Source organism: Undibacterium sp. Di24W (genome assembly GCF_049340325.1).
In the GTDB taxonomy this organism is placed as follows: Bacteria; Pseudomonadota; Gammaproteobacteria; order Burkholderiales; family Burkholderiaceae_D; genus Undibacterium.
Genome location: NZ_JBMPOP010000003.1, coordinates 42,896 through 57,491 on the forward strand (window position 1 = coordinate 42,896; position 14,596 = coordinate 57,491).

Annotated in this window: 13 protein-coding genes; all 13 read left to right on the forward strand. The window is 47.6% G+C overall.

Annotated features, from left to right (window positions below):
* Nucleotides 1-28 precede the first annotated feature (28 nt).
* The 13 genes from ACO0KZ_RS06510 to ACO0KZ_RS06570 all read left to right on the forward strand — a co-directional run bounded on the left by ACO0KZ_RS06510 (nt 29) and on the right by ACO0KZ_RS06570 (nt 14,551).
* Nucleotides 29-556 carry an outer membrane protein assembly factor BamE gene (locus ACO0KZ_RS06510; RefSeq protein ID WP_422993959.1) on the forward strand — a complete coding sequence of 176 codons (528 nt, stop codon included), beginning with the start codon at nt 29-31 and terminating at the stop codon, nt 554-556.
* A 12-nt stretch (nt 557-568) separates the two neighbouring features.
* Nucleotides 569-1,375 (forward strand): 4-hydroxy-tetrahydrodipicolinate reductase, encoded by an 807-nt coding sequence (gene dapB, locus ACO0KZ_RS06515; protein WP_422993961.1) that lies wholly within the window; start codon nt 569-571, stop codon nt 1,373-1,375.
* 38 nt (nt 1,376-1,413) lie between these two features.
* On the forward strand, nt 1,414-2,073 hold the full coding sequence (locus tag ACO0KZ_RS06520; RefSeq protein WP_422993963.1) for a MotA/TolQ/ExbB proton channel family protein: 660 nt from the start codon (nt 1,414-1,416) through the stop codon (nt 2,071-2,073).
* 16 nt (nt 2,074-2,089) lie between these two features.
* Nucleotides 2,090-2,575 carry an ExbD/TolR family protein gene (locus ACO0KZ_RS06525; RefSeq protein WP_422993965.1) on the forward strand — a complete coding sequence of 162 codons (486 nt, stop codon included), beginning with the start codon at nt 2,090-2,092 and terminating at the stop codon, nt 2,573-2,575.
* Nucleotides 2,576-2,695: 120 nt separating this feature from the next.
* The gene (leuS, locus tag ACO0KZ_RS06530; protein WP_422993967.1) at nt 2,696-5,323 is read left to right on the forward strand and encodes a leucine--tRNA ligase; all 2,628 of its coding nucleotides are present in this window, start codon (nt 2,696-2,698) and stop codon (nt 5,321-5,323) included.
* A gap of 215 nt (nt 5,324-5,538) precedes the next feature.
* Complete coding sequence (gene lptE / locus ACO0KZ_RS06535) at nt 5,539-6,057, forward strand: LPS assembly lipoprotein LptE (protein ID WP_422993969.1); 519 nt, start codon at nt 5,539-5,541, stop codon at nt 6,055-6,057.
* Nucleotides 6,058-6,070: 13 nt separating this feature from the next.
* Entirely contained in the window at nt 6,071-7,090 is a 1,020-nt protein-coding gene (holA, locus tag ACO0KZ_RS06540; protein WP_422993971.1) for a DNA polymerase III subunit delta, read from the forward strand.
* Between the two features lie 150 nt (nt 7,091-7,240).
* Nucleotides 7,241-8,527, forward strand: a complete 1,287-nt coding sequence (locus ACO0KZ_RS06545; RefSeq protein ID WP_422993973.1) for a glutamate-5-semialdehyde dehydrogenase — start codon at nt 7,241-7,243, stop codon at nt 8,525-8,527.
* Between the two features lie 33 nt (nt 8,528-8,560).
* A complete protein-coding gene (locus tag ACO0KZ_RS06550) occupies nt 8,561-8,983 on the forward strand; it encodes a CopD family protein (protein WP_422993975.1) in 423 nt (140 codons plus the stop codon).
* Nucleotides 8,984-9,172: 189 nt separating this feature from the next.
* Complete coding sequence (locus tag ACO0KZ_RS06555) at nt 9,173-9,775, forward strand: 2-hydroxychromene-2-carboxylate isomerase (protein WP_422993977.1); 603 nt, start codon at nt 9,173-9,175, stop codon at nt 9,773-9,775.
* Nucleotides 9,776-9,975: 200 nt separating this feature from the next.
* On the forward strand, nt 9,976-11,196 hold the full coding sequence (locus ACO0KZ_RS06560; RefSeq protein ID WP_422993979.1) for a THUMP domain-containing class I SAM-dependent RNA methyltransferase: 1,221 nt from the start codon (nt 9,976-9,978) through the stop codon (nt 11,194-11,196).
* A 941-nt stretch (nt 11,197-12,137) separates the two neighbouring features.
* Entirely contained in the window at nt 12,138-12,713 is a 576-nt protein-coding gene (locus ACO0KZ_RS06565; protein ID WP_422993981.1) for a hypothetical protein, read from the forward strand.
* A gap of 368 nt (nt 12,714-13,081) precedes the next feature.
* Nucleotides 13,082-14,551: an NAD-dependent succinate-semialdehyde dehydrogenase gene (locus ACO0KZ_RS06570; protein WP_422993983.1), complete on the forward strand. Its 1,470-nt coding sequence runs from the start codon at nt 13,082-13,084 to the stop codon at nt 14,549-14,551.
* Nucleotides 14,552-14,596 lie beyond the last annotated feature (45 nt).

Below are 14,596 nucleotides of genomic sequence, written 5' to 3' on the forward strand. Positions count from 1 at the left end.
ATTCTTGCTTGAAAATTTGAGGTAGTTTATGCCATTGAACGTATTTAAGAAATCCCAGAGCAAACCGGCTGTGTTCGTTACAGCTGCCCTTTTGCTCTTGACTACTGGTTGCGCTAGTCAAAAGACTGTCGTTGCAGAAGCGGATGCCAATGCGACTAAAGGAACGCAAATCGTAAAACCATCTGGTTTCGATAAGTTGTTTGGTGTGATTTCTCCTTACCGCATTTCTGTTCAACAAGGCAACTTCGTTTCGCAAGAGATGGTGGCCCAGTTAAAAGAGGGTATGACCCGTGAACAAGTGCGCTTTTTGCTGGGTACAGCGCTGTTGACCGATATGTTTCATGAAGATCGTTGGGATTATCCTTTCCGCATGCTGAAACCGAATGGCGAAGTGATTTCTAGTCGCTTGGCAATTTTCTTCAAATCAAATACCGTAGAGCGTTTTGAAGGTGGTAATTTGCCAACAGAGAAAGAGTATTTGGCACATATCACCAATTCTGCCATTGCCTCTCGTATTGAGAATATGCCTAGTTCTGAAACGCCTAAGAAAAAATAAGTCGAGTTAATTATGTTAGGAATGAAAATCGCTGTGGCCGGTGCTTCTGGCCGCATGGGTAAGATGTTGATTGAAACCATTGCCGCTGCGGATGACGCACATTTGGTTGGCGCATTGGATATTCCTCAATCTGCTTTTTTAGGCACTGATGCCGGTTTGTTTTTGGGGAAAGCAACTGGCGTGTCAATTGAATCTGAATTGGCAAAAGGTCTAGCAAGTGCCGAGTTTTTGATCGACTTTACGCGTCCAGAAGGTACTTTGGAGCATCTCAGTTATTGCGCTGAACATGGTATCAAAATGATTATCGGCACTACGGGTTTTGATGATGCAGGTAAAGCCGCTATTGCCGAAGCTGCCAAAAAAACTGCCATCGTGTTTGCGCCTAACATGAGCGTGGGTGTGAACGTCACCCTGAAGCTGTTGGAAATGGCGGCCAAGAGTTTTTCTCACGGTTATGACATCGAAATTGTCGAAGCACATCATCGCCATAAAGTCGATGCCCCATCTGGTACCGCATTGAAAATGGGTGAAGTGATTGCTGATACTTTAGGTCGTGATTTGAAAGAAGTCGGCGTGTTCTCTCGCGAAGGTGTGACGGGTGAGCGCGATCCATCGTCTATCGGTTTTGCTACCATTCGTGGCGGTGATATTGTCGGCGATCATACGGTGCTGTTCGCAGGTATCGGTGAACGCGTAGAAATTACGCACAAATCTTCCAGTCGTGTCACGTACGCGCATGGCAGTTTGCGCGCAGCGCGATTCCTTGCTGATAAGACTACGGGCTTGTATGATATGTACGATGTCTTGGGTTTGAACTAGGCATCGAGAAGCTTTAGAAGACAGTTAAAGAACAAATCATGCCTATCACTATCAGCCAATATTGGATACAACTTGATGCGCTGGGACGGGCGGTTGCGCTGCTTTTGATTTTGATGTCCTTGATCAGTTGGTTTACGATTTTTTCTAAAGCGTGGTCGTTTTGGCGGATCCGCCGAGGTAACACCGCGCTCCACTTATTCTGGCAAGCGCCGACCATGCAAGATGCGGTGAATGCGTTGGGCGTTTCTGATGTGGAAAATATCTACACGCCTTTGGCGAAGCAAGGTCTCGCTGCATCCGACCCACAAACACGCAGTAAATCGATGATGCTAAACACGAATACTGCCGACGTCATGACGCGCGTTTTGCGCGAAGAACTCACTCGCGTGACCGTGCGCTTAGAGTCTGGTCTAACTTTGTTAGCATCGATTGGCGCAACCGCGCCTTTCGTTGGTTTGTTAGGTACGGTTTGGGGTATTTATCACGCACTGACCGCGGTCTCTGGTTCATCCGCGATTCAAATTGATTTAGTGGCGGGGCCAGTGGGTGAGGCTTTGGTGATGACGGGTCTTGGTTTGATGGTGGCGATTCCTGCGGTACTTGCTTACAACGCTTTTAATCGCATTAATCGTATTACTTTTGCAGAGTTGGATGGCTTCGCCTTTGATTTGCATGCTTATTTCACTAAGCTCAACTGAACCTAACTAAAACTCTATGGGATTCGGTCAATTCAAAAGCTTAGGTGGTAATTCAGGAAAGCCGATGACGGCGATGTCGGACATCAACGTCACGCCTATGGTCGATGTGATGCTAGTGTTGCTGGTCATTTTCATTATTGCCGCACCCTTGTTGAATCATGCGGTGCGTCTTGATTTGCCATTGGCACAAGCAGAGGCGGTGCCACAAAATATCGAGACCGTGACACTCTCCTTTGACGCTCAAGGGGCCTTGTTTTGGGATGCTGAATTGGTGAAGTTGGACGACCTTGAGAAGCGTCTGATGCTGACCGCCAAACAAAAGCCGCAGCCGGAAATTTTGCTGCGCGCTGATAAATCGACTCGCTTTGAATTAATTGCTCAGGTAATGGCCGCCGCGCAGAATAATGGATTGAATAAAATAGGTTTTGCTACCGAATCAAAATCAGTAAGTCAGCCAACAAAATCATCCGCGCAGAATGCTTCGAATACCGTGAAAAAGTAAGTAAAAGCCGGCTTTTTCTCCTCTTGCTCCCTCAAATAGCAGCACTTTAGCCTTATAATCCAAGGTTCTAGTAAGCCTCGCATTTCCCCAAATTTAATTTATTTCTTCAATAGAATCGTCATGCAAGAAAAATACAGCCCAGCTGAAGTTGAACAAGCCGCCCAGTCACATTGGACTGAAACCAACGCATTTAAAACGGTAGAGAACGATCCAAGTTTTCCAAAAGGTAAATACTATGCCTGTTCCATGTTGCCTTATCCATCGGGTAAGCTGCACATGGGCCATGTCCGTAACTACACCATCAACGACATGCTGGCACGTCAACTGCGCATGAAGGGTTATAACGTCTTAATGCCTATGGGTTGGGATGCTTTTGGTTTGCCAGCGGAAAATGCAGCGATCGCCTACAAGAAATCACCCGCAGAATGGACTTACGCGAACATTGAAGACATGAAATCGCAAATGCAACCTTTGGGTTTGGCGTTTGATTGGTCGCGCGAAGTCGCTACTTGCGATCCTGATTACTATCGTTGGAACCAATGGTTGTTCTTGAAGATGCTGGAAAAAGGTGTCGCTTATAAGAAGACGCAAGTGGTGAACTGGGATCCGGTTGATCAAACCGTGTTGGCGAACGAGCAGGTGATTGACGGCAAAGGATGGCGCTCAGGCGCGGTCGTGGAAAAACGCGAAATCCCTGGCTACTACTTCGGCATCACACAATACGCAGAAGAGCTCTTGTCCAGCATCGATCAACTCGATGGTTGGCCAGATCAAGTTCGCACTATGCAGCGTAACTGGATCGGTAAGAGTGAAGGTGTGCGTTTTGCTTTCGGCCATGAAATTAAAGACGACGTTGGCGCGCTAGTCCAAGACGGCAAGATGTATGTCTTCACGACGCGTCCTGACACCATTATGGGCGTGACTTTCTGTGCAGTCGCTGCAGAACATCCACTCGCCACGGTTGCTGCGAAAAACAATGTGAAGTTGGCGGCCTTCATCGAGGAATGTAAAGCTGGCGGCACTACAGAAGCCGAGATGGCGACTAAAGAAAAAGAAGGTTTGCCTACCGGTCTATTCGTTACGCATCCATTGACAGGTGAACAGATTGAAGTCTGGGTCGGTAATTATGTCTTAATGACTTATGGCGACGGCGCAGTCATGGGCGTGCCAGCACATGATGAGCGTGATTTCGCGTTTGCGAAAAAATATAACATCGCGATCAAGCAAGTTGTTGCAGTCGAAGGTGAATCATTCACTAGCGATGCTTGGGCGGAATGGTATGGCGATAAACAAAAATGCGTGACGGTCAATTCTGGTAAGTACGATGGCTTGACTTACAAAGCAGCAGTTGATGCGGTGGCTGCCGATCTCGTCGCCAAAGGTGTAGGCGAAAAGAAAACTACTTGGCGTTTGCGCGATTGGGGTATTTCTCGTCAACGTTATTGGGGCACGCCTATCCCTATCATCCACTGCGATGATTGCGGCGACGTGCCTGTGCCTTATGAAGATTTACCCGTGGTATTGCCGACCGAATGTATTCCAGACGGCTCCGGTAATCCATTAAAAACTCATGCCGCTTTCTTGAACGTGCCTTGCCCGAAATGCGGCAAGCCAGCACATCGCGAAACCGACACCATGGATACCTTCGTTGATTCCAGCTGGTATTTCATGCGCTATACCTGCCCAGATGCGACGACCATGGTCGATGAGCGTAATGATTACTGGATGGCGATGGATCAATATATCGGCGGTGTTGAACATGCGGTTCTTCATTTGCTGTATGCGCGCTTCTGGACTAAAGCCATGCGCGACATGGGCATGGTAAAAATTGACGAGCCATTTAAGAATTTGTTCACGCAAGGTATGTTGCTCAACGAATCTTATTATCGTGAAGAAGCCAGTGGTAAGAAAGTCTGGTTCTATCCAAATGAAGTCGAAGTGCAGCACGACGAAAAAGGTCGTCCGATTTCCGCTAGTGTGAAGAGCGATGGTCAGCCTGTGCAAATGGGTGGCATCGAGAAAATGTCTAAGTCCAAAAATAATGTGGTTGAACCAAAAGATATCATTAGCCAATTTGGTGCCGATACTGCGCGATTGTTCACCATGTTTGCGGGTCCACCAGATCAAAGTGCCGCTTGGAGTAGCAGTGGTGTAGAAGGTGCTTCGCGTTACTTGCGCCGCCTGTGGGCGACAGCGTTGAAATTCTCAGCAACGATTGCTGCCGGCGCGAGTCCTGCGGTCAATTACGCCGCCGACGTCAAAGCTTTGCGTTTTGAAGTACATAGTACTTTGAAACAAATCGATAGCGATTACGATCGTCTTCAGTACAACACGGTAGTATCTGGCGCGATGAAATTGTTGAATACAATTGAATCATTCAAATCCGAAGCGGAAGGTTCTGCCGCTGCGGTACGTGAAGCTTTTGGTATTTTGTTGCGTGGTTTGTACCCAGTTTGCCCGCACATTACGCATGCCTTGTGGAATGAACTCGGTTACGTAGAAGACTTGGGCGGCATCATTGATGCACCTTGGCCACAAGTCGATGCAGCAGCCTTGGTGCAAGATGAAATTGAATTGATGGTACAGGTCAATGGTAAATTGCGCGGCAGTATCAAGGTCGCCAAAGATGCAGATAAAGCGACTATTGAAGCCGCTGCAGTATCCAACGAGAGTGCTGCGCGCTTTATCGAAGGAACGCCGAAGAAGATTATTGTTGTGCCTGGTAAGTTGGTGAATATTGTGGTTTGAGTTTAGTACTTTTAATTCCCTCTCCCGTAAGCGGGAGAGGGTTAGGGTGAGGGTGTTTCAGAAACGGTGAGCGTGTTGTGAGATCCAAGACTGAGGAGCGTCAAAATCTTATATCTACAATGATTTTATCCAAAACTGAAACACCCTCATCCTAACCTTCTCCCGCTTGCGGGAGAAGGGAGTCATAAATCGTTGTTAAGCAGAATGAAAGCCCCATGAGCAAAAATCGGTTTCTGAAAATTGTTAGCTATCTCGTTTTGTTGACGAGCCTAAGTGCTTGTGGCTTCGCTCTGCGCGGCGCAGTGGTATTTCCATTTCAAAGTATTTACGTCGGTTTGCCAGAAAGCTCAGCTTTAGGTGGTGAGCTAAAACGCAATCTACGTGCCAATGGAAAAACCGAAGTCACTTCACAAGCTAACAATGCAGAAGTAATTTTGGATGTGCTTGGCGAGACACGCGACAAAGTGATTCTCTCCTTGAACAGTCAAGGTCGTGTCCGTGAATTTAATTTGATCTACAACTTAAAATTTCGCTTGCGTGATAAAGCAGGGCGCGAGGTTTTACAACCAACCACGATCAGCCTAAAACGCAATCTCAGCTTTAAAGAAAACGAAGTCTTAGCGAAAGAAGCTGAAGAAGTTTTACTCTATCGCGATATGCAGTCCGAACTCGTGCAGCAGATTATGCGTCGTCTTGCCGTCGTTAAGATGGAAGCGCCAACGAAGTCCGATTAAGGCTAATCAGAATATGCAGTTACGCTACGACGCTATTGATGCCCATCTCGCCAAAGGTTTGGCGGCGATTTATGTCATCTCTAGTGACGAGCATTTGCTGGTGCAAGAAACCGCAGACAAAATACGAAAAATCACCAAAGCTCAGGGTTTTTTAGAACGCGACATTTTGACGGTGGAACGCTACTTTAAATGGGGCGAACTGCTGGCAGCGAATCAATCGCAATCGCTGTTTGGCGATAAAAAATTGATAGATCTGCGCATTCCAACTGGCAAACCGGGCAAAGACGGTGGTGCAGCTTTGCAAGAATATGTGCGTGATCTCTCACCCGATAACATCACATTAATTACTTTACCCAAACTCGATTGGGCCACGCAAAAAGCAGCTTGGGTCACAATGTTGCAACAGGCGGCGGTGTATATTGATATCCCGCTCATTGAACGGGTCGCATTGCCGAATTGGATAGGTCAACGTCTATCCGCTCAAGGGCAAAACGCCGATCGTCAAAGTTTGGAATTTATTGCCGACCGTGTCGAAGGTAATTTGCTGGCAGCGCACCAAGAAATCCAAAAATTAGGCCTGCTGCATCCACAAGGTAAGCTTAGTTTTGACGTGATTCATGACGCAGTCTTAAACGTCGCACGTTATGATGTATTTAAATTGAACGAAGCGATGCTGGTCGGCGATGTGGCGCGCTTAGTGAGGATGATAGATGGACTCAAAGGTGAGGGCGAAGCCCTACCATTAGTTCTGTGGGCGATGGCAGAAGAGCTACGCACTTTACTCAAATTAAAATCCGGCGTCGCACAAGGACGCCCATTGGGGGCACTCTTAAAAGAGTACCGTATCTGGGGGCCAAGAGAAAAACTCATGGAGCCAGCACTACGTCGTGTCAGTTTAGCGACCCTGCAGGCAGCGTTACAAGACGCTGCGCAAATCGACAAAATGGTCAAAGGCTTACGCGCACCGAAGTTTGCTGGCGATGCATGGGACGCATTGTTGCATCTAGGCTTGCGAGTCGCTAAAGCAAATTAACGCTTCGCCAAATCGCTTATTTGGGCGCATCGCGTTGTTGCTTGTCCTCGCAATACCAGAGTATTGCTGCGGGAAGCGCCTAGCGCTGCATCCCAAATAAGCAATTTTGCGAAGCTTAACGACAGCCACTAGTGAATACGAATTCAAAAAATGAACACAGAAAATGCTATAGACAACATCGACAGCTACATGCAAACCTTGGGCAAGCAAGCACGCGCTGCTTCTCGCGCAATGGCTAAGGCAGATACAGCTACCAAGAATCAAGCATTGCTGGCAATCGCAACAGCGATTCGTCGTGAAGCAGCAGCTCTCCGTGCAGCGAATGAACTTGATTTAGCCGCTGCCAAAGCTGCAGGTATGGAAGCCGCGATGCTAGATCGCTTGGCACTCAGCGATAAAGCCATCGCCACCATGGCAGAAGGCTTGGAGCAAATCGCGCGCTTATCCGATCCTATCGGTGAAATTTCAAACATGAAGTATCGCCCATCGGGCATACAAGTTGGCCAGATGCGTGTGCCGCTTGGTGTGATCGGCATCATTTATGAGGCACGTCCTAACGTTACCGTTGATGCAGCGGGATTGTGTATTAAGAGTGGCAACGCGACGATTTTGCGCGGCGGGTCCGAAGCGATCAATTGCAATCGCGCATTGGCGAATTTAGTGAAAGAAGGATTGCGTGCTGCGGGTTTGCCGGAGCAGGCGGTGCAAGTCGTCGATACGACAGATCGCGCAGCGGTCGGTGCCTTAATTACCATGCCCGAATACGTGGATGTGATCGTTCCACGCGGCGGTAAGGGCTTGATAGAGCGTTTGATGCGCGAAGCGACTGTACCGATGATTAAACATTTGGACGGTATCTGTCATGTCTATATCGATGATAAAGCGGATATGCAAAAAGCCGTCGATATCGCCTTTAATGCGAAATGTCATCGCTATGGTACTTGCAACACCATGGAAACTTTATTGGTGGCACAAGATATCGCCTCGCAAGTGCTGCCTTTGTTGGCGGAGCGTTACGTGACGGAACAAGTTGAATTGCGCTGTGATGAACAAGCCGTACAGATTTTGCATGACTATCCTTATCTGGCAGCAGCGCAAGCTGCCGATTGGTCCACCGAATACTTAGCGCCGATACTTGCAGTGAAAGTTGTCGCTGATATGGCAGCGGCCATCGAGCATATCAACCACTATTCGTCTAAACACACAGAAGCTATCATCACCGAGGACTACAGCCGCGCCTTGGCTTTTTTGCGCGAAGTTGATTCGGCATCGGTGATGGTCAACGCCTCGACCCGCTTTGCCGATGGGTTCGAATATGGCCTCGGTGCGGAGATTGGCATTTCTAATGATAAACTGCATGCACGCGGACCGGTTGGTCTGGAAGGTTTAACTTCGCTCAAGTACGTGGTCTTCGGTCATGGCGAAGTGCGGCAATAATCGGAAAATCATAATCAGAAAGCAAGAATCACTATGTTATACGTCAAAGCATTCCACATTATTTTTATCGCCTCTTGGTTTGCTGGCTTGTTTTATTTGCCTCGAATCTTTGTCAATCTCGCCATGGAAACGCATCAGCCCACCGTAGAGCGTTTATTGCTGATGGCGCGTAAGCTGTATCGTTTTATGACGATTTTGATGATTCCGGCTTTGGGTTTAGGTATCTGGCTTTGGATGGGTTACGGCATAGGACGGGGTCCTGGCAATGGTTGGATGCACGCGAAATTAGCGATCGTGATTTTGCTGATTGGCTATCATCATGCTTGCGGCAGCCTATTGAAAAAGTTTGAACGTAGTCAAAACAAACGCAGCCATAAATGGTTCCGTTTTTTTAATGAAGTGCCAGTCCTGATGATGATAGCGGCTGTGATTTTGGTGGTGGTGAAACCATTTTAGATTTTAAATTCGTGATTCTTGACCTGCCTCGGAGTCTTGGATTGAAAAGCTAAAAGCGATATTCTGGGCACAGTTTTAAGTCCGGTGTGACGGTGAGTAGTCTGTTTTGTGTTTAGTGGGTGAGTTGAAACTAAGGTTAAGGTAGTTAAGCTGAATCTGTCCCAATGATTAATCTGTGGAGTGTCCTGCATGAGCAAAGTTTGTGATTACTATTTCGCCCCACATTCACCTTGGTCGTATTTAGGACATCAACGCTTCATCGACATCGCAGCAAAAAACAAAATTAAAGTCGCGATAAAACCTTGTGATCTTAGTCGCGTGTTTGCCGCTTCAGGTGGTTTGCCGTTAGCCAAACGCGCACCGCAGAGACAGGCCTATCGGTTGATTGAGCTGCAGCGATGGAGTGATTTTCTGCAAGTTCCCATGCATGTGCAGCCACAGTTTTTTCCTGTGACACCTGATCCAGCAGCTCGTTTGATTATTGCAGCACAGATTGCCCACGGTAATGAAGTCGCATTAAATTTATCGACTGCTGTTATGCGTGCGATGTGGGCTGAGCAAAAAAATATCGCGGATGAAATGACATTAATTGGTATTGCTTGCGATGCCGATTTAGATGGAAAACAATTAGTGAAGTCCACAGAGACAGCTGCAGTGCAAGCGGATTACGACCGCAACACCAACGATGCCATCGCTGCCAATGTCTTCGGTGCCCCTTGGTATGTATACAAAGGCGAGGGTTTTTGGGGACAGGATAGATTAGATTTTCTTGAGCGCGAATTCGCTCGATAGTTTGAAGAGCAATTGCCAAAGAGACAAAGATTGTCCAGTATAACTGCTCAGTTAAGCTCTTGTCTCTTATTATGTCATTCCCGCAAAGGCGGGAATCCAGTGGCGTAGAAGTCCAAAAAACTTTTGCATCTTTTTAGCAAGCCCTCTGATCACGCAGCGTGTTCAGAGTTTTTAAAACCATGACGGAAAAAAGGTTCCCCATGAAAACACGTTATTCCTATTTTTGCCCATGCCCACGTGGCCTTGAAACTGCTTTGGCAGAAGAGCTCAATGAGATCGCCGATCTCAAATCTCCTAAGACCATACACGTGCACACGCAAGTGCCGGGTGGTGTGCATTTTTCGGGTGAAATCACTGATGCGTATCGCGTCAATTTGCATTCGCGTATTGCTTCTCGTGTGCTGCTGCGCATGGCGCATGGCGGGTACACCAACGAGAACGATATCTACGACATGACATTGGAACAACCGTGGGAAGATTGGTTTGGCTATCACCATACCATCCGCGTTGACGTCACTGCAGTCAAGTCACCACTTAAGAGTTTAGAGTTCACCACGCTTAAGATCAAAGACGCGATCTGCGACCGTTTCCGCGATCAATTCACGCAACGTCCATCAGTCGATACCAAACAACCCGACATGCGCATCGTCGGTTTCTTAGATGCACATAACTTTACGGTTTACCTCGATACTTCTGGCGAAGCACTATTCAAACGCGGCTGGCGTTTAGAAACCGGTGATGCACCATTACGCGAAAATCTCGCCGCAGGTTTACTGCGCACCTCAGGTTGGAAACCAGGCGTGCCTTTGTTTGATCCTATGTGCGGCTCTGGCACTATCTTGATCGAAGCCGCACAAATGGTCGCAGGCATTCCACCCGGCATGCGTCGTGAATTTGCATTTGAAAAATTCGGCAGCTTTGTCGAAGAAGAATGGCAAGACATCAAAAACAGCATACGCGCCAATCCACTGCCAACAGAACCAACCATATTCGGCAGCGATATTTCCGGCGACATGGTCATCATGACGCGTAATAATTTGAACAAAGCCGGTATCAAATTTGAAGTGCCCCTAAAGCAAATTGAAGCACAAGAAATTAAAGCGCCGACTGAAACACCAGGTATTCTTTTGACCAATCCACCGTACGGCGAACGTATCGGCGTGCGCGGTGATCAAAGCTTCGAACCAGATGATTTAGCTCGCGAATTTTTCGCAGCCTTCAGCAGCACACTCAAACAGCGTTTCTCAGGTTGGAGCGTGTTCCTGTTCACCGCCGACTTAGGATTGCCAAAACTTTTACGCCTAAAAGAATCACGCAAAACACCATTCTTCAACGGTGCTTTGGAATGCCGTTTGTTCCGCTTTGACATGGTGGCAGGATTTAATCGTAGAGAAGCGGCGAAGCCAAAAGACACTGAGTAATTTTGATTTTCGTAGGTGCGAATAGCGCAGCGTATTCGCACGTATGATTTGTTGAAATTCGTCATGTTAAGACGTGCCCCTATATCAGAGTCAAGCTTACATAGTGGAGTCACCCCTGCGTAGACAGGGATCCAGCGTCCTTAGGCTTTTACGCCACTGGATTACCGCCTGCGCGGGAATGACGAGGCAGAAGACAAGAATTTAATTGAACGACGTTACGCCTTCAGTCGTCCTTTTTGTTGCTTTTTTTACAAAAAAACTGACGATCTTGAGTTGTTGTGAATGGTACTCTTAGGCTATTTGGGTAAACTAGTTTTTTAGGGGATAAACATTTACAACCAAGTTCCATCAGAGTTTTAAGCGCGTTGAAATGAATTGCTTTTGTTCCGGCACTCGGCTATCTTTGCTTTTTGTAAAATCAAATTGTATTGAACAAAACATGTATCGATGTCCTCATTGTGACGAGCTTGGAATTCATTACTTGAAAAAGTGGTGGTCTTGTGCGGCAGCGCCAGCTAAGTGCTTTCGTTGTCAGGGATTCGGCTATGTTCCTGACACAGTATCTAATAGCATTTTCAGTCTCGGAGTATTGCTGCTTGTGCTGACGGTCGTGTTCGCGATTTCTGCAAGATCTTTGGTATTGGCTGTACTGGGTCTTGTATGTTCGATGATCTGTTATGGTTTGCTATGGCACATTGTTCAGCTACGGCAGACGTCGGTTGAACAAGCTGCTTCAGCTAGAAAATTGAGTTGGGGTATGCTGATTCTGACTGGATTCATTGGCTTGCTTAGTTGAGAGTGGCAGTATGACAGAAATCCCGTTCCTGTTTAACCGGTTGCTTAACTTAGACGCACAACAGAAAATTTGCCGCTTTGTGGCACATGTTGAGTACTGCTCAACGAGTCATTAGAGATCACTAATCGCCCGCTAGGAGGTTTGCATGGAACAACTCACTTTTTCCGAACGCCTAATACTCGCGCTTGCGCCAGTACTCGTCACTGCTTTATTAGCTGGCCTAATTGCGCCGCTCATTCTCAAATTCGTTGAAGCTCAAAAGACCGAATCACTTAAGCGTTTGGAAGCCGCGCTTAGCCGTCAGACAAAGGTAATTGAGGCACAATCGACTCTGTTAGATGAACTGACAAGAGCGATCTGGGGTTGGCGGTACTTGATTATGCGTGTAACGCACGCAGGATCAAGTGGCAGTCAAGACTCACTTAACGCTGCTTGGAATGATTATTCTGAAAAGGTATGGGCCTCTTTGCATGACATAAGAGTTCAGGTAACACGATCCCGCCGCCTAGTTTCGCAGACAGTCTATGAATCACTTCATGAAGAGTACAAGAGAATTGTGGAGATAGATCGGAGACTTTACGGCATAATGCAGCTCGATGGCGAATTCCAATCTGCCCTGTCCGATATGAATAATGAGATATACACGACTGTATCTGAGGCGTTCGACGCCGCTCTGCATATGGTTGCGACCGAAGTACAACTAACTTCCTCAAGATCGTAGAGAACAATCTAAGGCTACCTCTGTCTCGTTCAGGCGCCCCCATTGTGCAACAAAGAACGGGGGCAAAGTATCATGTTCCAGTATTTGAATGGCAAAAAGATCGATCTTTAATCAACCCGCATTGAGTCGCCCATCTTCTATTATGTTTTGCAAAAGAATCGCGAGTAACCCGATCTTCCATATAGACATGTGACAATCAAATAGCCTAAAGCTATCAATAGTTATCAGGCTTACTCGAGCAAGCCAAGTACTTTTGGCGTATCCTTACATCTTTCCATACAGCATGATAGTGAAGCGCTTATATCAAGCGACAAGCTTTTTTGCTTGCCATTTCGCCACCCACGAATTCGCCTCATTGACTGACCGCTATGACCTCCTACACACGCCCGCAACTCAAAGACAACGCCTTAATCCACGAACTAGCCTTCATCCAAAACAATTGGATAGAAAGCTCCTCAAGATTCGCCGTTCACAACCCAGCAACGGGTGCCTTAATCGCCGAGGTCGCGAATTTGGATATCTCGCATGCACAAGAAGCAATTCTTGCAGCACAAAACGCTCTGCCAGCCTGGTCAGGTTTAACCGGCAAAGAGCGCGCCAACATTTTGCGCAAGTGGTTTGATTTGATCGTGGCAAATGCTGATGACCTTGCGGCCATCATGACGGCGGAGCAGGGTAAGCCTTTGGCAGAAGCAAAGGGAGAAGTTTTGTACGGCGCGAGTTTTGTTGAATGGTTTGCGGAAGAGGCGAAGCGGGTTTCTGGTGATGTATTGGCATCGACTTGGGCGGATAAGCGTACCTTGGTGTTGAAACAGCCTATCGGTGTGTGTGCCGCGATTACGCCGTGGAATTTTCCTTTGGCAATGATCACACGTAAGGTCGCGCCGGCTTTGGCTGCGGGCTGCACGATTGTAATTAAGCCAGCTGAGCAGACGCCTTTATCGGCGTTGGCCTTGGCGGATTTGGCATTGCGTGCTGGTATGCCTGCCGGAGTATTGAATGTGGTGACGGGTGATGCGGAGCAGTCGATCGCGATAGGTCGTGTGTTGTGTGGTAGCTCGGTGGTACGGCATTTGTCTTTTACGGGTTCGACGCCAGTCGGTCGTATCCTGATGCAGCAATGCGCGCTGACTTTGAAGAAATTGGCTTTGGAATTGGGCGGCCATGCGCCGTTTATCGTGTTTGAGGATGCCGATGTCGATGCTGCGGTAGACGGCGCTTTGCAATCTAAGTTTCGCAATGCCGGGCAAACTTGTGTCTGTACCAATCGTTTCTACGTGCACGAATCTTTGTATGAGGAGTTCTTAGAAAAATTCGCACTGGCAAGTCAGAAAGTAAAAGTTGGTGATGGTACCGAAGTCGGCGTAAAACAAGGTCCTTTGATCGATCAGCAAGCTTTGGAAAAAGTGAAAAACCATGTGGAGGATGCGCTGGAGCGCGGTGCTCGTTTGATGGCGGGTGGTAAATCACATGAAAAAGCTGGATTATTTTTTGAACCAACCATCATTGCTGACGTCAATCATCAGATGCTCGTGATGTGTGAAGAAACCTTTGGTCCGGTGGCGGCAGTCATGCGCTTTAGTAGCGAAGATGAAGTCATCGCGGCGGCAAATGATACTGATTTTGGCTTGGCGGCTTATTTTTATTCGCGTGATATCGGTCGGGTTTGGCGTGTCGCTGAAAAACTGGAATACGGCATGGTTGGCGTGAATACTGGTTTGATCGCCAACGAGGTGACGCCATTTGGTGGCGTGAAGCAATCCGGTTTGGGACGCGAAGGCTCTAAGTACGGGATGGAAGAGTATTTGGAAATGAAGTATGTGTGTCTTGGTTTGTAAACCCAATTCTAGAGTGCATTGCGGCGTTACAAATGCCCACATTAT